Below are 25,504 nucleotides of genomic sequence, written 5' to 3' on the forward strand. Positions count from 1 at the left end.
TCTTTTGATTGTTTGAGCAGGTGTCTCTTTGGCTTTCGGGGATTTAGACATGGGTAGCCTCACTTTGGTAGACCAATCCATTTTGCCGTGTTTTCGAAGCCAAGTCAGCACCGTTGATCGCCCTTGGATTCCATAGATTTTTTGAGCTTGCTTATAAGTCATGTCGCCTTTTTCGACGGCCATCACTATCTGTAATTTAAAGCCCATTGTGTAGTCACGTTGAGTACGCTTGCGCTTGGTATTACTTGATGTCCCCATAATAGGTCTCCTAGGTGTAAACCTATTTCAGGACGGGACACTGGAAAGCCCGCTTATTTTCCCCTTAAGCAAGTGGGCTTTTATTTGTGTAGACTTTTTCTCATCGATTTTCGTTACAATGGGAAAATTGCTATCCGTATTGGTTGCTACGAGTTTTATCAGTAAATACTTAGCAGCTGAGCTTTCAGACTAGGGGACTCTGGGTGATAAAGAAAAGATCTGTGGTACGTCAAAGCTTGCCAGATGTGATCGTTGCAGACTTACGTCAACGTATTTTGTCTGGTGATCTTGCCGAAGGCGAACTCATTCGTCAGGAGCTATTAGCAGAAGAATACGATGTGTCCCGTATGCCGATACGCGAGGCACTCAAACGTCTGGATGCAGAAGGGCTGGTGGTGTTTACCAACAACCGTGGGGCGACGGTAACCAAACATAGCTTAGAAGAGATCGCCGAAATCTTTGATGTGCGCATGATGCTGGAAGTGGATTTGTTTACTCGTGCCATTCCCTTGATGCAAGACGAACATTTTGAGCAGTGTGAAGCCCTTCTTAAGGAGATGGAATTCTCTTACCAAAGTGGCGATGTCGCGGCTTGGGGGCCATTAAACGCTCGGTTTCATGGTGCACTGTATGCGGCATCAGATAGGAAACTAACCAGCCAACTCCTTGAGCGCGCCAGCTTACAATCCAACCGCTATGTGAGCATGCATATCGATCAATTGAAGAAGTCGGAATCGGCTCATCAAGATCACAGTCAATTATTACAACTCGCGCGGCAGCGACAGGTCGAAGCCGCCGCTGAGCAACTCCGAGCCCATATTGAAAATACCAAGCTGCAAGTTCTTGAACACATCGCCGTGTTTCGTGGTGAGTAATTGAGAGTATCTTTTTTAAGACTCTAAAGAATCCATAATACGATAGTACTTTATAGCGATGGATGCATAAGCGGGATGAAGCTTATGAAGTATAAATGGCTTTATTGGTACGATCGACATAGGTAAGGTGGTATTTTTGCTAATATATTGCGCCAGCGCTTCACCTAAACGTGTTGTTAAAGCCACTCCTCGACCATTAAAGCCAATAGCACTAAGGCTGGTATCAGTAAGCTTATGGATGTGGGGTAAGTGATCTGCTGTCATGGCAACACGTCCATACCAATGGTGAGTGCAAGTTATTCCATCCAGTTGTGGGAATATTTTACTTATTTCGTTATGAAGCTCTGAGAAGTCGGCGGTAGTATTTGGTTCTCGGAAGCTTCCACGTCCTCCTATCATCAAACGATTATCTGGACTAAGGCGGAAGTAATTTCCTATTCTTCGGGTATCAGAGGAAGCCACTTTAGTGGGGAGGACGTTAGTTAGTTGCTCTTGTGTCAGTTGGCTGGTGGCAACTTGAAAGCTGTGTGCTGGTATAATGCTTCGCTTTAAGTCAGGCTGAAGCTCATCTGTGTAAGCGTTACAACACAACACAACATAATCTGCGTTTAGCCGTGTACCGTCTGCTAATTCTAATCGGTTTGGTGAAGTTTTATGCCATTTTACCACTTCTGCTTGAGTGATAATTTTTGCGCCCGATTGTTGTGCTGCACATGCTAGCGATTTCACATAGTTCAAAGGATGAAGGGTGCCGCCACGAGGATCTTGCCATCCACCACAAAAATACTCAGTACCAAGTCGTTTTGACATTTCACTTGCATCTAAAAGTTCAGCTTTTACGCCTCTCTTTGACCATTGCTCAGTACGTTTAGCGAGCATATCTAAATGCTTCGTTTTACAGGTGGATTGCACCCACCCTTTTTGCTCTGCCTGACAATCTAATTTTAATGATTGAATAAGCTGAAAAGTAAAATCAGCCGCTTCACCAACTAATTTAGTTGTTTCTTCACCGTACATGGTATCTAAAACATTTGGATCGTACTTTAATCCAGGAATTACTTGCCCACCGTTACGGCCACTACCACCAAAACCAATCTCATGTTTTTCCAATAGTGTTGTGCTTATCCCCATACGGGAAAGATGGTAAGCCGTAGAAACACCAAGAATCCCCCCCCCAATTACGACAACTGAGGAAGAGGAAGAAGGTTCTAACGAATCGGGTTCGAATACTACTTTGTTCGTGTCATCCCAGAGTGAGTGATACAACTTATTACTCATAATATGGCCTTATATTGGATGCGTTACGCGACGGAGAAAATCTTGCGTTCTAGGATGAGTTGGCGAGGTAAGAATTTCGTTTGATGGGCCCTCTTCCAAAATCGATCCAGCATCTAAAAACAACACTCTATCAGCGACTTCGCGAGCAAAGTCGATTTCGTGTGTCACTATAATCATGGTCATGTGTTCTTCCGCTAAACTTCTCATAACCTGTAAGACTTCGCCGACCATTTCAGGGTCTAGGGCCGAGGTCGGTTCATCAAATAAAATAGCGTCAGGACGCATTGCTAGAGCACGTGCAATCGCAACGCGTTGCTGTTGCCCGCCAGATAATGATGACGGATAGAAATCCATTTTTTCTTTTAGCCCAACTCTTGTAAGTAAGGCTTTAGCTCGTTCTCGAACTTCTTTTGAGTCTTCGCGTAGTACATGGACGGGTCCCTCCATGACATTTTCTAATGCGGTGCGATTAGGAAACAAGTTAAAGCGTTGGAACACCATGGAGACTTTTGTTCGAATAGAATGAATTTGTTTCGAATTTGCATCAACGACGCTGTTATCAACAAGAATATCGCCCTTCTGATATTCCTCTAGACCATTTACACAGCGTAGCATCGTAGATTTTCCCGATCCCGAGGGACCAATTAAGCAAACCACTTCACCTTTTTTAATTTCTGCATTAATCCCTTTTAGTACTTCATTTCGGCCATAAGATTTATGCATATTAATAAATTGGATCATTGAGACGCTCCCACTCGTTTTTCGACTCGGCCCATTACTAAATTGAGCGGAATTGTTAGACACAAATAAAGTAACGCCACTAGAGTAAATACGGTTAAGTTGTCAAAAGTTGTAGAAGATAGCATCTTGCCTTGCATCGTTAGTTCAGCAACAGAAATAACTGAAACTTGAGAAGAGTCTTTAAGCAACATCACTAGATTATTTGCATAAGGCGGAACGACGATTTTAAAGGCTTGAGGTAATACAACGCGTCTCATCAATAAAGGTCGCTTCATACCCAGTGATTTACCCGCTTCAATCTGGCCTTTATCAACACCGTTGATTCCCGCTCGGAACGTTTCACCAATATAACAAGAGTAAGTAATTGCTAGTCCAATTACGCCTGCCTGAAAGGCAGAAAGATCAATGCCTATTTCTGGCATTACAAAATAAAGATAAAACAAGACAACCAGAATGGGGATGCCTCGGATAAACTCGACAAATACCTTTGTTGGCGTGGCCAGAATAGAGATCCCAGAGGTTCTCAGCAAGGCCCATAGTAATCCCAGAAAGGTAGCTAAAACTAAGGAAAGCAAAGTAACAGATACTGTTAGCCAAAGGCCGTTTGTCAGAATCGGTAAGTATTCCTGAGACCGTAAAATGAAATCATACATAAACGAATACACCTAAACAAAAGGGGCGCACGGCCCCTGTGAACAAACTTTAAAGCCCGTATTTAGTAAAAATCGCATCTAACTTACCGTTTTTCTTCAATTTTTCGATGGCAATGTTTACTTTTTCCAGTAGTTTGGGGTTGCCCTTTGAGACCGCCAAGGCAACGTTATTGACTTTAATTGCCTTATAGTCTTTTACAAGTTTTACTCCTAGACGTGGATTTTTTGATACCTGAAATCCAATAACTGGCGCATCGCCTAAGCCCGCTTTAATACGGCCTAACTTAATGTCACGCATAATATCGGATAGAGAGTCATACAGCTTAATTTCACTAAAGCCTCCGTGTTTTTCTAGAAGAGTAGGGAAAACAGTTCCGATTTGAGCGCCGACTTTTTGTCCTTTCAAATCGTCTAATGATTTTGTCTCATCATCGTCAGCAGCCACAAAAAGGCCATCGCCATAGGAATAAACAATATCAGTGAAGTTCACGACTTTTTGGCGTTCTGCAGTGGCGAACATACCTGCGGAAATTAAATCAATCTTTCCCGTTTCAAGAGAAGGTATTAATGCGGAGAATGAGGTGATTTTGAATTGTGCTTCATCTCCCATAGAGGTAATGATTGCGTTAGCAAGGTCTACCATGGCTCCTGCAGGCTTTTGTGTTTTCATATCTAGATAAGTAAAAGGTATGCCTGTTGTTGTAATACCGACATCAATTGTGTCTGCTATAACAAGTGATGACATCGATAGTCCAAGAATTGCTGATAATATTAATTTTTTCATGCTCATGAAACGTTTCCTTTTATGTGGCGTTTTTATTTGATTTTATGAAAAATTTATTAATTTTTTATCTTGTTTTTCAATATAATGAAAAAATGAGCATTTCTCAATCTAGATATCTTTTTTTTTTTCATTAAAATGAATAAGAATGATAAATATCCCTTTGTAGGTGAACTGGAAACATCCAATATGAAAAATCCGCCATCAATTCCCCATCGGTCTGAAGTTGTATGTGAAGACTCGTTTCTAGGACAACAGCTTAGAAGTGCTCGTATCGGTAAGGGGTTATCTCTCAAGGACGCATCAGAGATGGCTGGTATCTCGCTTGGGCAGTTGAGTCAAATTGAGCGAGGCTTATCTTCACCTTCTGTGAGAGCATTACGAGAACTCTGCAAAATTCTTGAGAAAGAGATGCATGAGCTATTTTCTGATTCACCTGTGGAACCTGGTCGAATCATCCGAGTGAATGAGCGTAAGAGCTTAAACTTCGGTGATCGAGGTATGGTGAAACAGTTTATGACCTCAGAGCAATCAAGCAATCTACAAATGATGGAAGTTATTTTACAACCGGACGGCGGGACTGGCGCTGAGCCTTATACTCACCAAGGTGAGGAGTGCGGTGTTGTTATTCAAGGTCGTATAGAGATTGTCGTTGATGGTGAGCAGCACTTGTTAGGAGAAGGAGATTCTTTCTATTTTAAAAGTACATTACCGCATATGTTTCGAAATGTAGGATATGGGAAGGCGAAAATCATTTGGGTCACAACACCTGCGGTATGGTAATGACAAGATGCTCATTCTTTTGAAACACCAACCAGTTAGGTATTTATCTTAAAACCGAGTCGCTGAAAATGGCGTAAGGTCAATGCCTGGTGTTTGATCATTCGCAAGTGACGCCACCAATTCGGCGGTTCCTGCGGATTGAGTTAAGCCTAAATGACCATGTCCGAAAGCATAAATGACTCGCTTAGAGCGGCTGGAATAACTGATTACCGGAAGGCTGTCTGGCATAGATGGACGGAACCCCATCCATTGTTTTCCACCAGCCGTGTTAAGACCAGGTAAGAAACTAGCGGCTTTGTTAAGCAAGACTTCAGCACGTTGATAGTTGGGCGGTAAATTCAATCCACCCAACTCAACGGCTCCTCCTATACGCACCCCGTTACCTACTTTTGTGACCACAAAGCCATGATTACTAAAGGTTATATGGGTTTTTAAGTGGAATGGACCCGCTGGTAAAGTGGTGTTGTATCCTCGCTCTGTATCCAAAGGTAAACTGTCACCAACCGATTTGGCTAATTTTTTTGACCAAGCCCCCGCCGCAAGCACCACTTGATTCGCTTCATAATCAACGGCATCGCTTTTTAAATGTACCGAGTCGTTTTTGAGCTCTAAAGCATGAATCGATGCGATGGCGATTTTACCACCGCGCTTTTCGAATTCATTGGCGAGGTGTTGTGTCCATTCGGCAGGGTCACAAACGTTTTTCCACTCAGGCGTGTAGGCGGCATGGGTAAATCGAGGGTCGATACCTGGCTGAATCTTGGCAATGGCTTCTGGGGTGAGTAGAAACTCATAGAGCACACCATGTTGTTGGCGTGTTTGCCAACTGGCCAGACTGGCATTAAATTCATCTCTTCCTTCGTAAAGTTGTAACTGCCCTTCTCGACGGATCATAGCTTCACCATCAACCGCATCTATTTGACGTTCCAGTGCGGCTTTCGACAATGTCATCAAACTGGCTTGTGCCGCCAATGCGGCTTGGTATTTGTCTTCCCAACTGGCACGCCAGAAACGCAACAGCCAAGGGAGGATTTTCAGCGCGTACTTAGGGCGTAATGACAATGGGCCAAGTGGGTCAATCAACCAATTTGGCGCTTTGCGCATAATGCCCGGTGTTGCCAGCGGAATCACATCGGCAAAGGCAAAGGCTCCGGCATTGCCTGACGAGGTTTCGGCGGCCACACCTTTTTTGTCTAAAACGAGGACTTGCCGACCTTCTGATTGGAGCTTCAACGCAATGCTAATGCCGATGATCCCGGCACCAATGATAATTACATCCTGAGTGTTTGGGCTGTCCATTCTAGCTTCATCCATGTAAGTTTATGCCATGCTTCAATGGATCGTTGGGGTTCAGGATTAATCTGGCTTCTTTGGTGATAAAGGCTTGTCCGGTAATGCTTGGGATAATGCTATCTGGGGTGGCGGCCTGATAGCTCAAACGATAGCGGCTGCCAATGGTACTTTCCTGAATGATTTCTTCGCCCGGTGCCAGACGCTTGTCCGCTGCAAGGCAAGCTAGGCGTGCTGAGCTTCCTGTTCCGCAAGGCGAGCGATCGTAAGCGTTGTCAGGGCACAAAACAAAGTTACGGCTGTGACCATCTTGCATCAATGGCGGTCCATACAAAATAACATGATCAATGATGCCACCCTCTGTACCTGTTAAGTTGTTGGCCTCAATGACGTTGCGTATCTTGATGGCGACGTCGGTCAGATTGCGGATATTACTAGGAACCACAGGAACAGGGCTTTGATCGACGATAAAGAACCAATTTCCGCCATAAGCAATATCGCCAGAAACTGTACCTATTCCATCAACATCTAACGTCACATCTTTCTGCAAACGATGACTGGCCACGTTTTTTACGGTCACCGTATTGGCATCAGACAAGGTGACTTCAACCACGCCAACGGGCGTTTCTATCTTGTGCGTACCAATGCCAATTGTCCCCATGTGAGCCAACGTTGCGGCAACACCAATGGTGCCATGACCGCACATACCAATCACCGCCGCCGCATCAAAATAAATCACGCCAGCCACGCAGGTTGAATCAACCGGTTCAACTAACATCACGCCGACCATGGCTTCTTGGCCGTATGGCTCAGATACCACAGAGCGATAAAAATCCCGATGTTCGGTGGCTAAAATCTTTGCCCGCTCGGCGAGGGAGCCAGAGCCTAAATCTGGCCCACCAGACACAATAACGCGAGTAGGTTCACCTTCCGTATGACTGTCTATGACTTGCATGTCTCTATGACTCCACCTTGTTTTGACCAATCCGCGAACCAGTTCTTGAAAAGACGATATTGCTCTTCACAGTAACGACGTTGCGCAGCGTTTAATTCGTCCGTTTCATTGAAGTGTAATCGATACGCGTCTTCGCCATTTAACACAAGCAAATATTTAAAGAATAGAACCAGTTCCGGACCTTCGTCAAAACTGGCTAAAACGGCAAAGGCTTCTTCTAATTCTTGGGCGCGAACACGGGCTTCAGCGTTACCTTTTGCCGCTAACTTGCATAAATTGGCAAGCAATAAAACCTCTTTTGGTAGCGCCGTACCAATTCCTGTAATCGCACCGACAGCACCACACTTGACGAAGCCATGATAAACCGCGGTATCGACGCCCACCATCAGCAAGACATTCTCGTCTTGGGAGGTGATGTTTTCTGCTGCATAGCGCAGGGCTTCTTTACTACCAAACTCTTTGAAGCCCACTAAATTTTTGTGTTCCGCTCGCAGCGCAAAAAACAAATCCGCACGGGTGGCAAAACCATAGACTGGGCTATTGTAGATAATGGCGGGGATGGAAGGTGCAGCAGAGAGAATCGCCTTGAAATGATTCTTCTGTGCGGCAATGACGGAACCGCGAGACAACACACGAGGAATCACCATCAGGCCAGCTGCACCGACTTTCTCGGCGTGCGCTGCCAACGCCACCGCCGACTTGGTATTAATCGCCCCTGTGCCCACCACCACAGGAATACCCGCTGCGACCAAACGCTCCACGCCTTCCATGCGTTCTGCATCGGTCAGCAAAGGCCAATCCCCCATGGAACCGCAATAGACCACCGCGGACATTCCCGCCGCCATCATCTCCTTGCCCTTCTTCACCAAGTTATCGAAATCTGGCGTACGATCGGCCTTACATGGCGTCATCAACGCTGGCATGATGCCATTGAACACACTTACATCAAACACGTCATTGCTCATAATTCGCTACCTTTTCAAAGAAATTGAAGGATTTTAACGACAGAAATTAAAAATGGATTTTGTATCCAAAATATACTTAGCATAAAAATTAGTCAATAAATACTCTTTTCTTAGGCGGTGTTTTACATTAGCTTTTAGATGTTATGCTGGCTGCCCTTTTGTCGGGCTTGTTTTATATGTCGTTGTTTAATGGTTATTACCGCTAGAAGAGGTGTGTTTGCCCTATTTCGATCAGTTTATGCAGCAGTGGAAAGCCTATTTAACGCAGCAACTTTCCTTATCGGGTTTGAGTTACCTTGTCTCAGACGCTGGTGATGCTAAGGATATTAAGACGAATTCACTGGCGTATTTTGCTTGGTTGAGGACGCACTCCATCGAGCTTGTTGGGATTGATGAAACAAGGGATAACGTGGCGTGGGTTATGTTGGAAAAGCAGCTAAAAGCCTTTGCGGAAAAAGCCGAAAAAGGTACGTTCGATCTGGTTTCTAAACTGCACCTTGAAGAAAGCCAAATCCAGATTGTTCTTAATTTTAATTATGATGACGAGCAACATATCGTGTACGTTAGCTGATCTTAGTCGTTTATTGTGTCTCTTGCCTTCTATCACCTTAAACAAACCAAGAGGTGTTGGTTTGTTTAAGGTGAATATCAATCAAAATAAGACTATTACGCTCTTTTCGCTTTCTTGTTTGGCAAGTCGGTAATCGTCCCTGCGCCGAGTTCCGCCGCCAAGCCAACGGTTTCGTGTAAGCTTGGGTGAGCATGGATGGTTAAAGCGATGTCTTCCAGTGTGGCGCCTAATTCTATGGCAAGGGTCAGTTCGCCGAGCAATTCCCCTGCGTGAGCACCCACAACACCAGCCCCCAAGACGCGTTCTGTGGCTTCGTCATATATGAGTTTGGTTTTGCCTTGGGTAGCGCCAGAAGCGATGGCACGTCCGCTAGCTGTCCAAGGAAATACCGCCGATTTCACGGCCATGTTCTGCTTTTTCGCTTCGGTTTCGGTTAAGCCAACCCAAGCGACTTCTGGAAAAGTGTAAGCAATAGAGGGTATAGCGAGCGGTTGGAAGTCGACTTTATGACCAGCGACCACTTCCGCGGCCGTGTGGCCTTGGTGCGAGGCTTTGTGTGCCAGCATGGGACCATGAGTCACGTCGCCAATGGCGTAAATACTGGGTACAGATGTTTGGCACTTATCATTGGTCAATACAAAGCCGCGTTCATCTAATTTTACCCCTATGTCAGCAATACCGGCGGTTTTACCATTGGGCGAGCGACCAACGGCCACCAATACGGCGTCAACAGCGAGCTGGCGTTCACCCTCTTTATCTTTCAAGGTAACGATTAACGCGTCTGGTGTGGCTTCTATATTGGTCACTTGGGTTTGGGTTAAAAAGCTCATGCGATTTTTGTTGGCTTGCTCGAACACATGCACTAGATCTTTGTCTGCGCCTGTCATGATCTGCTCGCCAAGCTCGGCAACCGTAATTTTCGCGCCGAGTGATTGATAAACCGTTGCCATTTCTAAACCAATAATGCCGCCGCCAAGTATCAATAGGTGCTCTGGAATGCGTTCGAGCTGTAGCGCGCTGGTGGAATCTAAAATCCGAGGGTCGTCATAAGGCACAAACGGCAGCTTTATCGCACGAGAACCGACAGCGATGATGGCGTTTTTAAAATCGACTTGTTGTGACTGTCCGTCTTTGGAGACGGTGATTGAGCTGGTCGAATCGAACTGGCCTTCGCCATGAAAGACGGTGACTTTTCTTCCTTTCGCCATCAATGCAAGGTTGCTGGTGAGTGTGTCGACCGTGGATTGTCTATGATGGCGGATCGCATCAAGATCTAGGGTTGGCTTGGTAAACTGCACACCGTGAGCGGGTTCATCAGCCATGAGAATTATACCTGCCACATGCAAAAGCGCTTTAGAGGGAATGCAGCCAACGTTTAAACAAACGCCGCCCAAGGTCCTGTGGCGCTCTATCATGGCAACGTTTAATCCTAAATCGGCCGCTCGAAAGGCCGCTGCATAGCCGCCAGGACCACTGCCTAAAACCACTAAATCGTACATGTCATTCGTCTCCTAAAACACTGTTATGAAGCCTAGATATTCTATCTACCTATCACTAGGTAGATAGAATATAGCTTGAGTATTTAGCCTTGGTCAATAAAATACCTATCACTTGATAGATAAATTGATAAGACAGGTAAATGATGGCTGATAAAAACGCGACGAAAACGAAAATCATGGACACCGCCGAAGGCTTCATTGTGCAAGGTGGCTATAACACGTTTAGTTTTCGTGACATTGCAGAGGCGATAGGAATCAAGAGTGCAAGTGTTCACTATCACTACCCTACGAAAGCCGATCTCGTCTCCGCTGTGATGGAGCGTTACACCCAAGCCTTTGCCGCACAACTGCCCGATCCCACGGATGAAAAGTTTGACCCGAAAGCCTTGTTGAATGGCTTTATCGATGGATTTAAAGCCAAGATTGTTGATCAGCGAGACATGAGTTTATGTACTATGCTGACATCGAATAAGTCGATTTTGCCTGAATCGGTTAGCAGTGAATTAGCCGCCTTTTATCAGCTTATATTGGATTGGTTGTCTCAGGTTTTTGTACGTTTGGAACAGATTGATGAAGAGGCTGGACTGATTCAGGCGAGTCAGTTATTGGCTTGTCTACACGGTGCTTCGATCCTTGTACAAGGGACAGACCAGCCTGATTTTTTTGATCGAGCTTTATCTGCTTGGAGGCAGCGAACAGTCTAGCTTTCCGCTGAGACGACATAACAATTCAAGGTATAAGGGGATTGATGTATCATTACCATTCCACTATTTATGCGAATGTTTTTGAATGAGCACTGGCGATAAGCATCTTTATAACCCCACCTTTGAGTGGCGTTTTCTTCATCCCCGCTTTTGGCTGACTTGGTTTGGCGTTCTCGTTACTTTGCTGATTGCTTTTCTACCCTTCCGATTACGGGATAAAGTGGCGAGTTGGATTGCTGGTCGACTTATACATACCAAAAGTGCGGCATTAAAAAGAGCACGCATCAATTTAGCACAATGTTTTCCTGAGAAAGTCTTAGATGAGCGGGAAGCCATTCTGAAAAGCAGCTTTCAAATCGCGGCACAATATTTTTTGGCTTATGGTGAATTGATTGCTCGTAGCAAGCGTCATTGTGAGAATCGCACGGTAATTTTTGGTGAAGAGCATTTATTTCCATTGCTCAAAAGTGACCAAAATGTCATTGCTTTGGTTCCGCATTGTTGGGCGATTGATTATGCGGGTGTAATGTTGACCGCAAAAGGTCATGACACAGTGGCCATCATTCGGTCCCAGAAGAACCCTATCTTTAATTGGCTCATACATTTACAGCGTGTGCGTTATGGGGCCCGTGTGTATCTTCGTAGTGCGGGTATTAAGCCTTTTTTGAAATCGATTAAAGAAGGTTATTTGGGCTACTACCTTCCTGATGAAGATTTGGGCGCTCAGCATTCTGTTTTTACGCCGTTTTTTGCTGCAAACAAAGCGACGATGAAAGGCTTAGGTAAGCTAGCTAAGCTGTCTAATGCGACGGTGGTTCCTATGTTACCTGCATACAATGCAAAGTCGGGTAAATATGAGCTGTTTATCTCGCCACCTTTGGAAAACTTCCCAAGTGGTGATGAAGCAACGGATGCCTTAATTATGAATCAGGCGCTTGAGGCGATGATATCTAAACACCCAGAACAATACATGTGGGTGCTTAATTTGCTGCGTACCCGTCCTGACGGTTCACATCTTTATTAGTCAGATCCTGCGCGACAATATGTGATTCGATGATAAACTACGGCCTAATTGATTAGGCCGTTTTTATTTGTATTCGTTTTCCAAGCCATGACCAGATGGAGTATTTCATGTCAGCAAGCTCACCCGCTACGGTTACCCAGCTCGATGTTCAAGCCGTAAAAGACTACCTCCTATCTCTACAAGACCATATTTGCTCGACGCTTGAGAGTGTTGAACCCAGCGCTCGTTTTAAAGAAGACGCTTGGGACAGACCGAACGGCGGCGGTGGACGTACTCGTGTCATAGCCGGTGGCGATGTGATTGAAAAAGGCGGAGTAAACTTCTCCCATGTGATGGGCGACAACTTACCGCCCTCGGCGACAGCGGATCGCCCTGAATTAGCGGGTGGCCGTTTTGAAGCTATGGGCGTGTCTTTGGTGATTCATCCGAACAATCCTATGGCACCTACTTCCCATGCCAACGTGCGTTTATTTATCGTCTATAAAGATGGTATGGCGCCAGTATGGTGGTTTGGAGGCGGTTTTGATCTGACACCTTATTATGGCTTTGATGAAGACTGTATCCACTGGCATCAAACATCCTATGATGCGGTGGAGCCTTTCGGGGAAGGCTATTACTCTCGCTTCAAAAAATGGTGTGATGAATACTTCTATTTGAAGCATCGAGGCGAACCCCGTGGTATTGGTGGTTTGTTCTATGATGACTTTAACGAAGGCAGTTTCGAGCATTGCTTTGGCATGATGAAATCCGTAGGCAACGCCTATACAGAAGCTTACTTGCCGATTCTAAAGCGTCGAAAAGATTTGCCATTCACAGAGCAACAACGAGATTTCCAATTGCACCGTCGTGGACGTTATGTGGAGTTTAATTTGGTGTTTGACCGCGGTACACACTTTGGATTGCAAAGCGGCCTGGGGCGCACCGAATCCATTCTGATGTCCTTGCCGCCAGAAGTTCGCTGGACTTACGAGTATCAAGTCGAAGCGAACAGTGAAGAAGCAAAATTAACTGACTATTACTTAATCTCAAAAGATTGGCTGGCTGCTCGCTAATTGATGTTTAAATAAGGGGACACATTTTGGACCAGTACGCTGTTGTTGGGAATCCGATTGCTCACAGTAAATCACCGAGCATTCATACACACTTCGCCACACTAACCAATCAAGAGTTGGTGTATTCGACTCTGCTGGGTGACGAGGTGGAATTTGAAAACCAAGTGCGAGAGTTTTTCGAAAAAGACGGTAAAGGTTTAAATATCACGGTTCCATTTAAAGAGCGCGCTTATGCTATGTGCGATATTTTAAGTCAACGTGCCAAACAAGCTGGAGCGGTGAATACCTTGCTCATGGGCAAAAATGGCGACCTGTTCGGCGACAATACCGACGGAATTGGCATGGTGCGTGACATTGTTAACAACCACGGACAAGACTTAACTGACAAACGCATTCTGATTTTGGGTGCAGGTGGCGCAGTTCGTGGTGTGCTTGAACCTGTTTTGGCGGAAAATCCAGAATCTGTCACCATCGCGAATCGCACTCTTGAAAAAGCCCAAGCTTTAGCGGATCAATTCGATTGCTTAGCCTCGTCCTTTGAAGCACTAGAAGGACCTTTCGATATCATCATTAATGGCACATCAGCCAGCTTGTCTGGCAGTTTACCGCCATTAAAAGACGAGCTAGTGAACGGGCAAACATGGTGTTATGACATGATGTATGGCAAGGAGCGGACTGTGTTTTTGCAGTGGGCATACGAGCGTGGTGCCGAAGGGGCGGATGGTCTAGGTATGCTGGTGGGGCAAGCCGCAGAAGCGTTTTATTTGTGGCGACAAGTCAGACCTGAAACCGCCAGCTTAGTCGAAACTATGCGCGAACAGATGTAAAGCGAGCGGTATTGACCACCAGAGAAAAAGGAAAGCAGTATGAAAGCGCAATGGTTCAGTTCAGTTGATCAAATAGGTGAAGCCAAATGGCAAGAGGCTATTGGAGAAACGCGATATCCCTTTGCGCAATTTGCATTCCATCATGCGTTAGAGCAAAGCAAAAGCATCGGCGATGGAACGGGCTGGTATCCTGAATATTTGCTGGTGATGGATGACGATGACAGTCCGCTTGCCATCGTCCCCACCTATTTGAAGACCCACTCGCAGGGGGAATTTGTTTTTGATTGGTCATGGGCGGATGCCTACCAACGCTACGGCATGCGTTACTACCCCAAACGTATTTGGGCGATCCCTTTTTCTCCAGTGACAGGGCTACGAATCTTCTCTCATCTTGACCCAAAAGGAGATGACGCCGAGTTTTCTCATCTGTACCCTGCCCTTGCCGAATTGATGACCCAAGCCAACCAAGAGCGAGCATTTTCAAGCTGGCATCTGTTATTCCCAAAACCAGAGCACGTGGATTTGTTTCGGCATAATAAAGATCTGCTGCATCGAACTTCCTGTCAGTTTCATTGGTTTAACCGTGGCTACCAAGACATGGAAGATTACTTCTCTCACTTCTCTAGTCGTAAACGCAAAACCGCCCGCAAAGAACGAGAAAAAGTCGCCAAAGCCGGCATTACAATGACGCGAACCATAGGAAACGATTTAACTTCGGCAGACATCGATTTCTTTTACCTGTGCTACCAATCCACTTACGCAAAGCGCGGCCAACAAGGTTATTTAACCCGAGAGTTTTTCGGTCAACTAGCCGCAAACATGGGCGAGCAAATTCTCTTGGTACAAGCGTTCAGAGGCGATGAAGCCATCGCGGCATCTTGGTGTTTCTTCGACGATCACTCTTTGTACGGTCGTTACTGGGGTTGCATGGAAGAAGTGGATTGCCTGCATTTTGAAGCTTGCTACTACCAAGGCATTGAGTTTTGCTTGGAAAAAGGGTTACAGCATTTTGATCCAGGTACCCAAGGGGAACACAAAATCGCCCGTGGTTTTGAACCTGTATTTAGTCACAGCATCCACTACATCGCCCACGAAGGCTTCCGCGACGCCATTGGGAACTTCTGTGAGGAAGAGGCCCAAGCCGTGCGTGAGTACCATCAAGATACCCACGAATTGTTGCCGTTTAAGCAGGACAGTCAGTCATCCCAGCCAGAGCGTAAAGCATAAAAAACGCATACTTTGATGCGTTTTTTATGGCTTATTGTCTTTCTGACGAGTGCTAATTAGCTTCCGTCGCCTTTTGTACTGCATTCAGGCGTTTTACCCATGGATCTTGTTCGTGCAAGGCTGTGGCATTCATCGTAAACATCATGATGTTATCTTGCTTATCATCATAAGGTTTCCATTCTGGTTGGTCTGGCCTGTTTGGATCGCCATTCTTGATAAAGTTCACTACGTAGTGAAACACTAAATCTGCCGCCGCTCTATCTTGTTGAGTGGCATCAGGATATTTCACATTTTCTGTTTTAAAGAAGAAGGGAATTTCACTGGCGTGGAGCGCACCCTGACCGTCTCGAATATTTTCAGCGACATAGTCATAACGATACAAATAGGCATTTTGGCCCATTCGAGTCATTTGTTGTGCGACGAAACGTGAAGGTTCCTGCATGTACCTGTCTTGTGCGACATTGGTAATCAAGGTTTTTAAATCCGCCTTACCTGTTGGGTCATAAGCTTGTTTGGCATCTTCGGCAAACTTGCCAAATGAGGCAAATAAAGCCTCTTTATCTGGATAGCTAGCAAAGCCGATATCCTGACTGGTCGCCCCGACCATGACTGGTACCTTTGCCACCTGGCCTTGTTTCATCATAGTTTGAGGATCACCAAGCACAATCTCACCATCATTTACCGGGCCACCAAAGGTCGGTAGCTCTCCATCCTTTTTGGGCGAAAATAAGTCCATTAGGTTAAATCCATCAACGATATCGTCAGCTGGCAAAGAACGAAGGGCTGTTAGTGCCTTTTCGTCGGTTCCTTTAATGCCATGTTTTTCTGCGAAGTTAATGCCGATTTGTTCAAGTGATGGATGTGTGTTTGTGCCTTTATCCAGGTAGCGTTTTCCGGCTAATGTACGGCCGCCGCCTGACATAATAATCGCTCGATGGAAGGTTCCTTGAGCGCTTGGGGTCTGCAACAAGTTATGAACTGAACCGCCCCCTGCTGATTCGCCCATGACGGTGACCTGATTTTTGTCACCACCGAAGGCTTCGATATTTTCCTGTACCCATTTCATTGCGGCGATTTGATCTTGATAGCCATAGTTACCAAGTGGCCCTTCATTGGCGGCGGATAAGGCGGGATGAGCAAAGAAGCCGAAACGACCAAGACGATAGTTAAAGCTGACAAATACCACTCCTGCGCGGGCAAATTCGCTACCATCGTAAGTGGCTGGCGATGCGCCTCCATTGATATAACCACCGCCGTGAATCCATACCACGACAGGGTGTTTGCCTTCTTCTTTCTGCGGCGCCCATACGTTGGCATATAAACAGTCTTCTGCGGGTTCTTTTCCTAATGGGGCGGCGTCGCTTGGGAATGGCTTCTGGGCACAGTCGTTACCGTAATCAGTGGCATCTTTAATGCCTTGCCAATTGGAGACTGGTTGAGGAGCGCGCCAGCGGTTTTCACCTACTGGTGGCTGGGCATAAGGTATGCCTTTGAAGACTAAAATGCTGTCGTCTTTCACACCTTGAAGGGAGCCATTTTTAACTGTGATGTAAGGTTCTCTCATTGTTTCACTGACCTTTGCTGTATTGCTCCCACATGCAGACAACATGACGGCTGTAGCGGCTGAAAGAGCAAATAAATAGTTTTTCATAGCAATATTCCTTATTTTTATTTTTGGCATCATGCACTTAAATGAGAAGGGCTGCGGACACTATAGTAGAACGGCGATTTTATACTTTCTCACATCGCCTTATTGTAAAAATAACCATGTAAATGCAGCGGATCAATAGGAATGAGAGTTTATTTTTAATATCAAACAGGCGTAAACCTAGTTTGATATTTTGGACTTCAAGATGGTAAAACCAACCCCTTGCTCCGCATCGAAGTAATCACCACATTAAATAGAGTTAATGATAAAGCCTTGCCAAGGATGACACCATTTTCTCCATTTCTGCCCGCAGTTCTGGCGGGCCTATCACTTCTAGTTCAGCCCCAAAGCGTAAGAGTTCTGCACAACCGTATACCGATTCGCCTACTGGAAATCTGGCTCGGTGCCAACCTGATTCGTCCATTGGTTCTATCTGAGCTTGATTTACCGCATAGGAAGAGCAAACGTGTTGCATGATCTTTCTACCGAGAGACGTTAAACGCACCTCGGCAATAATAGGAAACTGCACCACTTCCATTCGGCGTAAACTGTCTTGCCAAAATGCCGTTAAATTAAAGTCTTTGGGGCGTTCGAATGTTTCATCTAGTAAGATTAATGATTCAATACGAGAGACTCTGTATGTCCGCACGTCTGTTTCTACTTGTGCAAGCAAATACCACTGGCCGCCTTTTAAAACGATGCCCAGAGGTTGTAGCTGGCGATTAATTTCTCCTTTCCAGCTTTGATATTGCATGACAACACCGCGTTGTTCTAATACCGCTGTCATTAGGTCTGGCAAGTAAGTGACTTTTTCATCGTCAGAAAACCAATTGGGCGCATCCAGCAAAAATCGACTTTGTAAGCGGTCGATTTCAGGTCGTATGTTTTCTGGTAAGGCGGCCTTTAACTTTAATTGAGCATCGGCAAGGAGGGTGTCTATCCCCATTTTTTGCGCAGGACCAGACAACCCGGCTAAAAACAGTGTTTCTGCTTCTTTGGCGGAAAGCCCATTCAAACGGGTGCGATAACCTTGTAACAACCGATAGCCACCTTGAACTCCTTGTTCGCTGTAGACGGGGACGCCAATGGCGCTAAGTGCTTCGATATCCCGATAAACCGTACGAATAGAGGTTTCACAGGCGTCAGCCAATTCGGCGGCCGTGACCTTCTCGTGGGTTTGCAACATCATCAGCATTTTGAGTATTCGGCTGGCTCGCATGAGATTCTCCTGTCGCTGTTCTTTATCGTCGAGCTAAGTCATCTTGCCAACTAACAGCATTAAGCGAATGTTATTTCACCAGTATAAAGTATAAACCTGACACTAGATGTCAGGTTTGGTCACTAATATAGCTCATGTAACCACCAAAAATGATCTAACAACCTACTGAGGTAACGGATATGAGCGAGATTCAAAGCAACCAAGACACCATCACCCTGTACCATGCTCCACAAACCCGAGGCACTGGCATTTGGGTATTGCTGGAAGAGTTGGGGATTCCCTATGACATGAAAGTGCTGAATTTCAAAGCCGGTGAAAATCAACAACCAGAGTTTCTCGCTATCAATCCTTTGGGGAAATTTCCAACCCTTGTTCATAACGGCACTGTGGTTACAGAGCAAGTTGCTTGTTACACCTACTTGGCCGATCTGTTTCCTGAAAAAGGCTTAGCGCCTGCTTTCAATGATCCAAAACGTGGTGCGTATTTACGTTGGATGGCCTATCAAGGCAGCAGTTTTGAACCCGCTGTGATCGACAAAGCGTTTAATCGCCCTGAAGTCGCGGCGTCTCAATCATCCTATGGCAGCTTTGATAAAATGCTGCAAACGCTATTCGATCAAATCGCCAAAGGCCCTTATTTATTGGGAGAAGAGCTGTACGCAGTGGATATTCTTTGGGGCTTGAGTTTGAAGTGGTGCCGCATGTTTGGACTCATTACGACGAATCCTGTGGTCGACGCCTACATTGACCGTGTTATATCACGCCCTACCTTCACAAGAGTGGAGGAAAAAGAGCAAGCCTTGTTGCTTGCCCAGTCCTAATCAAATCTCTAATTAAAACAAAGCATGAGTATTATCGGTTACTCATGCTTTTTTGTTTTTCAGCTTAGTGTGTGACTTGTTTATTAAACCTCTTGATGTGGTCCGAACAATTCATAATGAATACGGTCGGCTTCTACGCCAAGTGTGAGTAACTGTTGTTTAACAAACATCATGAAGCCAACTGGGCCGCAAAGATAAAACTCGCCATTCGTCAGCGGTAAGCTGTCTTTGATGACATCCAGTTGCATCATGCCTTTTGTTACGCCCTCTTCTTCGCTGTCGGCTTGTTCGTACCAAGTGTGAACGGACAAATTCAGTTGCTTCTTCAGGCTGTTCACGTGCTCTTTAAAGGAGTGTTGACCTTGGTGAGCACAAGCGTGTAAATAGCTCACTGGGTGGCTGTACTGCTGTTTGGCGAGTGTATCCAGCATGGCTTGCATTGGGGTTAAACCAACGCCACCTGAAATCAGTACCACAGGTGTTTGCTTGTCTTGGAACACGAAGTCTCCGGCGGGTGGCATAACGTCAATTTCATCGCCCACGTTTAAGTGATCATGCAGATAATTCGACATAACCCCTTTGATATCCCCTGCGCCTTCGCGTTTGACGCTAATGCGATAATTTTTGCCATTGGCTGTGGTTGATAAAGAGTATTGACGTATCTCATCGAACTCATTGCCTTTTGGATGTAACTTAACGCCCAAGTATTGGCCTGGTTGGTAATCAATTACCGCGCCGCCATCGATAGGTTCAAAGACAAAGCTGGTGACCAAATCCGATTCAGGTGTTTTCGAAGCGACACGGAAACGGCGGAAATCTTTCCAGCCACCCAGTTGCGCAGCGCGTTCTTTATAAAGATCGCCTTCGACTTTGATAAATATTTCGGCCAACTGAGTGTATGCCGCTACCCAAGCTTCTTCTACGTCTTTGGTGAACGCATCTGGCGCCAATTCTCGTAAGGTTTCAATGAGGTGATGACCAACTATATCGTATTGATTTGGTTGAATATTAAAGCTGGTGTGTTTATGCGCAATACGCATCACTGCACTGGTTAGCACTTCTAAATTATCAATGTGTGTTGCGTACGCCGCGATGGCATTGAACAGAGCGGCAGGCTGGCCTCCGGTTCTTTGATGGGTCATGTTGAACACATCTTTTAGCTCCGGATTATGTGAAAACATACGCTGATAGAAGTGTTCAGTAATGGCCGTTCCTGCAGAGGCCAATAAAGGGATAGTGGCTTTTACTGTGTCGATATGCTGTTGAGCTAACATGGTATTTCCTTTTTAAGTGAGCAAAAAAATGCGTTGATAACTCTTCTATAGCGAAGGACGTGCCAAATAAAAATAGGAAATAAAATCAATACTTTATAATTTTTTAACATTAACAGAGAGTCAATTTGACTCGTAAAATGAAAAGTCTTTATGATACCTTTGAGTCAAAATGACATAGCTGCTAATTCACCTTTTGAGCCGATAATGATGAATCAGGTTTCTAACAACGCTTTGTTGAGTTTTGCTCTTGATCTTGCCAGCGCGGTGACACAAGCAAATCGCTTCGAGCAATTGGTTTATGCCGTACGTGCAACGATTAATTGCGATGCGGTGGTGCTATTAGCGCATAACAATGGCGTACTCACGCCACTTGCCCAACGAGGTTTATCGGATGATCTGATGGGACGTCGTTTTACCATTAATGATCACCCTCGTTTGAAAGCGATCTGTAGCGGTCATTATCCTGTTCGCTTTCCTGCAGATTCACAGCTTCCCGATCCCTACGATGGCATGGTGTTAGGCCACGATGACAATTTACCAGTGCACTCTTGTATGGGCGTTCCGCTTTATTTGGAGGGTAAATTAATTGGTGTGGTGACCCTAGACAGCATCATGCCGGGTGTTTTTGATGATATTGATGCACGTGCGTTGGAGATTATCGGCACCATGGCGGCCATGACGCTAAATACCGCTATCTTAATGGAAAAATTAGAAAACCAGTCGCAACATGCTCAAAACGTATTAAAAGTAATGGGCGAACAAAGCCATGAAATGATAGGCCAGAGCAAAGCCATGCAAGACCTTAAACAGTCGATTAATCTGGTCGCTCCTTCGGACTTTGCCATTTTGATTGAAGGGGAAACCGGTGTCGGTAAAGAGTTGGTTGCGAGAGCATTACATGAGCATTCTGCGCGCTCTGAAGCGCCAATGGTATACGTAAACTGTGCTGCGATTCCTCATCATCTTATCGAAAGTGAGCTTTTCGGGCATGTAAAAGGCGCGTTTACCGGAGCCGATAGAGACAGAGACGGTAAATTTCTATTGGCCGATGGCGGTACTTTATTACTTGATGAAATTGGTGAGTTGCCGCTGGAAGTACAAGGGACTTTGTTGCGCGCTATTCAAAATCAAGAAATCCAAGCCGTGGGCAAAGATCAAGTACGCAAGGTAAACGTTCGAATCATAGCAGCCACTAATCGGCATCTAGAAACCGAAGTGGCAGAGCATCGCTTTCGTGCAGATTTATTCCATCGTCTTAGTGTGTTCCCGATTCAAGTTCCTGCACTACGTGATAGAAAAGGCGATATTGCTTTGTTGGCCGGATTCTTCGCCGAGCGTTTTCGACGCAAATTAGGCCTTCAACAACTCGCTTTGTCAGCGTCGGCTATCGACATGCTCGAAGCGTATCATTGGCCTGGTAACGTCAGAGAGCTAGAACACGTCATTTCCCGTGCGGCACTATTTTCTAAGGCCGAGAGTTCAAAGGTAGAAAGTGCTAAGACTGAAAACGTGAAATTTGGTCGAACAAAAAAAATTACAACCATTACGCCAATGCACTTAACTGGGTTACAAATTGATCATGGATATCAAGAAAAGGTACAGGCTAATGTAATATCTGAGCCATCGTCAGATAAACAAAAAACCATTGATTTACGTTTAGAAACAGAGACTTATCAACGAAATTTAATCCGCAAAGCATTAGAAAGCAATGACGGCAACTGGACCAAAGCGGCTCAGCAGTTGTCTATGGATCGCGCCAACCTAGCTCGCTTGGCAAAACGCTTAGGGATTGTCGTTGCCAAAGAAGTACGTTCTTAATCGTAAAGCGTTTCGGAAGCGCAACGACATTCCGCTGAGGTAGGCGTTAGTTTCGAGTAAGAATGTCATTGGCTTTGATTACAAGTAGCGCTGGTAATAATTTACTGGTGTCTCGCTGCACTCACCTGTCGGATTCGCTCAGCAGGAAACTCAAGTTTGGGCAATAAATAGGCTTTCAAATCTTCAGCATAACCCAGTTCGTCTAAAGCGGCGGCCATGCAATTGAGCCACATGGCTTTTTCTTTCTCTGTGACGATTAGATGAGCATGGGCTTGCGGTAAGCTGATTGGGCCGTATTTTTTCGAAAAGAGTTTCTCGCCACCCATCCAGCCAGATAGAAAAGACACCAGTTTATCTATGGTCAGTTCGATATCGCTTGGATGCATATCGAATAATGGACGATATTCTGGTGTATTTTCCATGATTCTATAGAAGGTTTCGACCAAACTTTGTAAGCCTGTTAATCCACCCACGGCTTGTAATGTTGCGTCACCTTCACCATATGTTGGCGGGTTAGAAGTGGTCATTTATTCGACGTCTTTTGGTTGGTTTTGTGCTTTTTTAGCGGCTTTTTCTTGATCCATTTTGATCGAATTGCGATAACCGCCCAAGGCAGCCAACGCCCCGATAATGAAACTCATGTAAAGTGGAATTTGAAACAGCATAGTGATACTGATAAAAACACACCCGACGGCTAAACCTTCGATAAAGGGTTTGAGTTTCTTGGGCATAACTGTTCTCCGAGCGTTAAAAAATATACGCGAGTCTAGCAAATTTCAGCGAAGATGTGAGCAGGATTGTGGAAAAAAGCATCACTTATCCAACATTAGGAGACGTTAATTTAAGAATGTTTTTTCTATGTGGATTTGTGGGTAACTAGGTTATAAATGAGGATAATAACTGACAAGAGGCATTTCTTGCTCATTATTTACACAAAACGATGAATAAATACCTGTAAATGTGAATAACTGCTATTATTTTCCACAGATTTTTCTGTGGCAGATTTGATCTGTTGTTTGATTTTTATCCACAGTATTGAAGATACACACAAGAGAGCCGCTAGTGCTAAAGTTATCCCCTAATTCTATTTTTCGCTCGTATCGTGCAAATGCTGTACTGAATCAAAAAATTTGGCGCATGGCATGGCCGCCAATGGTATCAAACATCACCACGCCGCTACTTGGCTTAGTCGACACAGCCGTGGTTGGTCATTTAGCCACAGCAACCCATCTTGCTGCTGTGGCGATTGGTGCGAGCATTTTTAGCTTTCTATTTTGGGCGTTTGGCTTTTTGCGTATGGGCTCAACTGGATTGACAGCGCAAGCCCTTGGACAAGGAGACGAAAGGCGTGTTCGTGAGTTGCTTCTGCAATCCATTTTAATGGGTGTATTCATCGGGCTAATCTTGATTTTGTTCCGAGCCCCATTGATTGATTTGGCGATAACCTTAATGGAACCCAGTGCTGAAGTAGAGCCTTGGGCGCGTTTGTATTGTGAAGCGCGAATTCTTAGCGCACCAGCGGTCTTAGCCGGTTATGCCTTAATGGGCTGGTTCTTTGGTGTGCAATATTCTAAAGGACCACTGTGGATGCTGTTGGTGATTAACATTGCCAACATGATTCTCGATTATGTCGCCGTTTATGGATTGGGTATGGCCAGTGATGGCGTGGCGTGGGCAACGGTGGCGGCCCATTATATTGGCGTGACGGTAGCGGGTGTGTTGGCTTGGCATAAATTGAAAGGTTTTTCAGGCCATGTACCCTTACGTGTTTTGGCGAAATGGCGCGAATACATGGCGTTAGTCAAAGTGAATCGTTACCTGTTTGTACGCACCATCCTCTTGTTGTTAGTGATGTTATTTTTTACCGCCCAAGGTGCGCGCCAAGGGGATTCTATTCTTGCCGCGAATGCTGTGTTGCTGACTTTCTTGATGATTATTTCTAACGCCTTGGATGGTTTTGCTTTTTCGGTGGAAGCCTTGTGCGGCGAATATTATGGCCGTAAAGACAAAGCGAATTTTAACAAGGTGATTCAGCTTTCGACTTATTGGGCGCTACTCGCAGCCGTAGTTTTGATGCTGATTTTCTGGCTTTTTGGTAATCAAATCATAGCCTTATTGACCAGTGTGCAAAGCGTTCGAGACGATGCCGCTCTGTACCTACCTTGGCTCATTTCCTTCCCTCTGTTGGGTATTTGGTCCTTTATGTTGGATGGTGTCTTCATTGGCACAACTAGCGTAAAACAAATGCAAAACACCATGATTATTTGTGTGGTTGGCGTGTTCTTTCCGGTTTGGTTTATGACTCAAGACCTTGGCAATCATGGTTTATGGCTTAGCCAAGCCATGTTGTTTATCGCTAGAGCCATCACTTTATATTGGTGTTATCTGCAAAATATGAAAAAAGAGGTTTGGTTCGCGAACCATTAAGCCTTGATCAACGTAAATTCTGCTGCTCGTTTCTGCGAAGCGAGCGCTGGATTCGTGTTTCCTCTTGGCGCATTTTTAATAAGTTGTCTTCCACAAAAAGCAAATGGGTATGTGCTGCTGTCCGAGCCGCTTCGGCGTCGCCATCCATAATGGCTTGATATAGATTCGCATGTTGCTCCATCACTCGTTGGCGTGCGGCTTGTTTCTCGAATAAGTTTCTTAAGTTGCTTGAAATACTTTTCGCTAACATAGCGTGCAGGCTGCGGAGTGTGTGAAGCAAGACTACGTTGTGTGCTGCTTCAGCAATGATCATGTGAAACTCCACATCTAACTTGGCTTCCAAAGCGAAGGCTTTATGTTGATTCGCATCTATTAATTGATGAAAACACTGTGTGAGTTTGGTTTTGTCCGCGTCTGTGCTGCGCAACGCCGCATAATACGCGGCAAGGCTCTCTAACGCATCGCGAAACTCCAATTGGTCGTATAAGAATTCATCATGAGAGCTGATCAAATCTTGCAACGGATCTTCAAAAGAACTGCCAAGCTGTTCTGATACATACGTTCCTCCACCATGACGGCTGAATAACACGCCACGGGCGATTAGTTTTTGAATGGCTTCCCTCAACGAAGGGCGAGATACTTCAAAGCGGGCTGCAAGCTCTCTTTCTGGTGGTAGTTTTTGCCCCGCCGTAAAGCTGCCTTCCAAAATCATGCTTTCGAGTTCTTTCATGATGATGTCGGAAATTTTCGGCTGTTTAACTCGACCAAAGTGATTGGTATTCATAGCGTTTCCTAAAATTTATTCTCGAATTTA

The 25,504-nt window shown here is 45.3% G+C and carries 26 protein-coding genes; 11 read left to right on the plus strand and 15 right to left on the minus strand.

The window, feature by feature from the left end:
• A partial coding sequence (locus C0J08_RS22580) for a helix-turn-helix domain-containing protein (RefSeq protein ID WP_212652675.1) occupies window positions 1-258 on the minus strand: 258 nt, incomplete at its 3' end.
• A 203-nt stretch (window positions 259-461) separates the two neighbouring features.
• On the opposite strand from C0J08_RS22580, the gene C0J08_RS00010 reads away from it, so the two are divergent.
• Window positions 462-1,133, plus strand: coding sequence for a GntR family transcriptional regulator (locus C0J08_RS00010; RefSeq protein WP_212654099.1), 672 nt, complete (start codon window positions 462-464; stop codon window positions 1,131-1,133).
• A 15-nt stretch (window positions 1,134-1,148) separates the two neighbouring features.
• On the opposite strand, the gene C0J08_RS00015 is transcribed toward C0J08_RS00010, so the two are convergent.
• Genes C0J08_RS00015 through C0J08_RS00030 form a run of 4 tightly spaced genes read right to left on the minus strand, consistent with a single transcriptional unit; the run spans window position 1,149 to window position 4,595 of the window.
• Window positions 1,149-2,411 carry an NAD(P)/FAD-dependent oxidoreductase gene (locus tag C0J08_RS00015; RefSeq protein ID WP_212654100.1) on the minus strand — a complete coding sequence of 421 codons (1,263 nt, stop codon included), beginning with the start codon at window positions 2,409-2,411 and terminating at the stop codon, window positions 1,149-1,151.
• Between the two features lie 9 nt (window positions 2,412-2,420).
• Window positions 2,421-3,152, minus strand: a complete 732-nt coding sequence (locus C0J08_RS00020; protein WP_212654101.1) for an amino acid ABC transporter ATP-binding protein — start codon at window positions 3,150-3,152, stop codon at window positions 2,421-2,423.
• On the minus strand, window positions 3,149-3,805 hold the full coding sequence (locus C0J08_RS00025) for an amino acid ABC transporter permease (protein WP_212654102.1): 657 nt from the start codon (window positions 3,803-3,805) through the stop codon (window positions 3,149-3,151). Before C0J08_RS00025 ends, C0J08_RS00020 begins: the two co-directional genes overlap by 4 nt.
• 49 nt (window positions 3,806-3,854) lie before the next feature.
• On the minus strand, window positions 3,855-4,595 hold the full coding sequence (locus C0J08_RS00030) for a substrate-binding periplasmic protein (protein ID WP_212654103.1): 741 nt from the start codon (window positions 4,593-4,595) through the stop codon (window positions 3,855-3,857).
• A 180-nt stretch (window positions 4,596-4,775) separates the two neighbouring features.
• Between C0J08_RS00030 and C0J08_RS00035 the strand changes: the two genes are divergently transcribed.
• Window positions 4,776-5,369: a cupin domain-containing protein gene (locus tag C0J08_RS00035; RefSeq protein WP_212654104.1), complete on the plus strand. Its 594-nt coding sequence runs from the start codon at window positions 4,776-4,778 to the stop codon at window positions 5,367-5,369.
• 48 nt (window positions 5,370-5,417) lie between these two features.
• On the opposite strand, the gene C0J08_RS00040 is transcribed toward C0J08_RS00035, so the two are convergent.
• From C0J08_RS00040 to C0J08_RS00050, 3 genes are read right to left on the minus strand one after another with little or no spacing between them, the layout of a single operon-like run.
• Complete coding sequence (locus tag C0J08_RS00040) at window positions 5,418-6,668, minus strand: NAD(P)/FAD-dependent oxidoreductase (protein ID WP_212654105.1); 1,251 nt, start codon at window positions 6,666-6,668, stop codon at window positions 5,418-5,420.
• 7 nt (window positions 6,669-6,675) lie between these two features.
• A complete protein-coding gene (locus C0J08_RS00045; RefSeq protein WP_212654106.1) occupies window positions 6,676-7,614 on the minus strand; it encodes a 4-hydroxyproline epimerase in 939 nt (312 codons plus the stop codon).
• Window positions 7,602-8,579, minus strand: a complete 978-nt coding sequence (locus C0J08_RS00050) for a dihydrodipicolinate synthase family protein (protein WP_212654107.1) — start codon at window positions 8,577-8,579, stop codon at window positions 7,602-7,604. Before C0J08_RS00050 ends, C0J08_RS00045 begins: the two co-directional genes overlap by 13 nt.
• A gap of 211 nt (window positions 8,580-8,790) precedes the next feature.
• Here C0J08_RS00050 and C0J08_RS00055 point away from each other — a divergent pair, with 211 nt between their 5' ends.
• Window positions 8,791-9,150 carry a hypothetical protein gene (locus C0J08_RS00055; protein ID WP_249344439.1) on the plus strand — a complete coding sequence of 120 codons (360 nt, stop codon included), beginning with the start codon at window positions 8,791-8,793 and terminating at the stop codon, window positions 9,148-9,150.
• 95 nt (window positions 9,151-9,245) lie between these two features.
• On the opposite strand, the gene lpdA is transcribed toward C0J08_RS00055, so the two are convergent.
• The gene (gene lpdA / locus C0J08_RS00060; protein WP_212654109.1) at window positions 9,246-10,649 is read right to left on the minus strand and encodes a dihydrolipoyl dehydrogenase; all 1,404 of its coding nucleotides are present in this window, start codon (window positions 10,647-10,649) and stop codon (window positions 9,246-9,248) included.
• Between the two features lie 140 nt (window positions 10,650-10,789).
• Here lpdA and C0J08_RS00065 point away from each other — a divergent pair, with 140 nt between their 5' ends.
• The 5 genes from C0J08_RS00065 to C0J08_RS00085 all read left to right on the plus strand — a co-directional run bounded on the left by C0J08_RS00065 (window position 10,790) and on the right by C0J08_RS00085 (window position 15,483).
• Window positions 10,790-11,353 carry a TetR/AcrR family transcriptional regulator gene (locus C0J08_RS00065; RefSeq protein WP_249344441.1) on the plus strand — a complete coding sequence of 188 codons (564 nt, stop codon included), beginning with the start codon at window positions 10,790-10,792 and terminating at the stop codon, window positions 11,351-11,353.
• A gap of 85 nt (window positions 11,354-11,438) precedes the next feature.
• Entirely contained in the window at window positions 11,439-12,377 is a 939-nt protein-coding gene (lpxM, locus tag C0J08_RS00070; RefSeq protein ID WP_212654110.1) for a lauroyl-Kdo(2)-lipid IV(A) myristoyltransferase, read from the plus strand.
• Between the two features lie 107 nt (window positions 12,378-12,484).
• Entirely contained in the window at window positions 12,485-13,429 is a 945-nt protein-coding gene (hemF, locus tag C0J08_RS00075) for an oxygen-dependent coproporphyrinogen oxidase (RefSeq protein ID WP_212654111.1), read from the plus strand.
• 26 nt (window positions 13,430-13,455) lie between these two features.
• On the plus strand, window positions 13,456-14,256 hold the full coding sequence (aroE, locus tag C0J08_RS00080; protein ID WP_212654112.1) for a shikimate dehydrogenase: 801 nt from the start codon (window positions 13,456-13,458) through the stop codon (window positions 14,254-14,256).
• A 39-nt stretch (window positions 14,257-14,295) separates the two neighbouring features.
• Window positions 14,296-15,483, plus strand: coding sequence for a GNAT family N-acetyltransferase (locus tag C0J08_RS00085; protein ID WP_212654113.1), 1,188 nt, complete (start codon window positions 14,296-14,298; stop codon window positions 15,481-15,483).
• A 52-nt stretch (window positions 15,484-15,535) separates the two neighbouring features.
• Here the strand turns inward: C0J08_RS00085 and C0J08_RS00090 are convergent, their stop codons facing one another.
• Complete coding sequence (locus C0J08_RS00090) at window positions 15,536-17,134, minus strand: carboxylesterase/lipase family protein (RefSeq protein WP_212654114.1); 1,599 nt, start codon at window positions 17,132-17,134, stop codon at window positions 15,536-15,538.
• A gap of 256 nt (window positions 17,135-17,390) precedes the next feature.
• Window positions 17,391-18,350 (minus strand): helix-turn-helix transcriptional regulator, encoded by a 960-nt coding sequence (locus C0J08_RS00095; RefSeq protein ID WP_212654115.1) that lies wholly within the window; start codon window positions 18,348-18,350, stop codon window positions 17,391-17,393.
• Between the two features lie 179 nt (window positions 18,351-18,529).
• Here C0J08_RS00095 and C0J08_RS00100 point away from each other — a divergent pair, with 179 nt between their 5' ends.
• The gene (locus tag C0J08_RS00100) at window positions 18,530-19,171 is read left to right on the plus strand and encodes a glutathione S-transferase family protein (protein ID WP_212654116.1); all 642 of its coding nucleotides are present in this window, start codon (window positions 18,530-18,532) and stop codon (window positions 19,169-19,171) included.
• A gap of 83 nt (window positions 19,172-19,254) precedes the next feature.
• On the opposite strand, the gene hmpA is transcribed toward C0J08_RS00100, so the two are convergent.
• Window positions 19,255-20,445, minus strand: coding sequence for an NO-inducible flavohemoprotein (gene hmpA / locus C0J08_RS00105; protein ID WP_212654117.1), 1,191 nt, complete (start codon window positions 20,443-20,445; stop codon window positions 19,255-19,257).
• A 204-nt stretch (window positions 20,446-20,649) separates the two neighbouring features.
• Between hmpA and norR the strand changes: the two genes are divergently transcribed.
• On the plus strand, window positions 20,650-22,263 hold the full coding sequence (norR, locus tag C0J08_RS00110; protein ID WP_349304779.1) for a nitric oxide reductase transcriptional regulator NorR: 1,614 nt from the start codon (window positions 20,650-20,652) through the stop codon (window positions 22,261-22,263).
• 101 nt (window positions 22,264-22,364) lie between these two features.
• On the opposite strand, the gene C0J08_RS00115 is transcribed toward norR, so the two are convergent.
• Both C0J08_RS00115 and C0J08_RS00120 read right to left on the minus strand, forming a co-directional pair.
• Window positions 22,365-22,790: a group II truncated hemoglobin gene (locus C0J08_RS00115; protein ID WP_212654119.1), complete on the minus strand. Its 426-nt coding sequence runs from the start codon at window positions 22,788-22,790 to the stop codon at window positions 22,365-22,367.
• Window positions 22,791-22,994 (minus strand): hypothetical protein, encoded by a 204-nt coding sequence (locus C0J08_RS00120; RefSeq protein ID WP_212654120.1) that lies wholly within the window; start codon window positions 22,992-22,994, stop codon window positions 22,791-22,793.
• A 406-nt stretch (window positions 22,995-23,400) separates the two neighbouring features.
• Here C0J08_RS00120 and C0J08_RS00125 point away from each other — a divergent pair, with 406 nt between their 5' ends.
• On the plus strand, window positions 23,401-24,690 hold the full coding sequence (locus C0J08_RS00125; RefSeq protein WP_212656205.1) for an MATE family efflux transporter: 1,290 nt from the start codon (window positions 23,401-23,403) through the stop codon (window positions 24,688-24,690).
• Between the two features lie 7 nt (window positions 24,691-24,697).
• Here C0J08_RS00125 and C0J08_RS00130 read toward each other — a convergent pair whose 3' ends face one another.
• Complete coding sequence (locus C0J08_RS00130; protein WP_212654121.1) at window positions 24,698-25,474, minus strand: FCD domain-containing protein; 777 nt, start codon at window positions 25,472-25,474, stop codon at window positions 24,698-24,700.
• Between the last annotated feature and the right edge of the window lie 30 nt (window positions 25,475-25,504).

Origin of the sequence: Marinomonas sp. CT5, from assembly GCF_018336975.1 — a bacterium.
Classification (GTDB): domain Bacteria; phylum Pseudomonadota; class Gammaproteobacteria; order Pseudomonadales; family Marinomonadaceae; genus Marinomonas.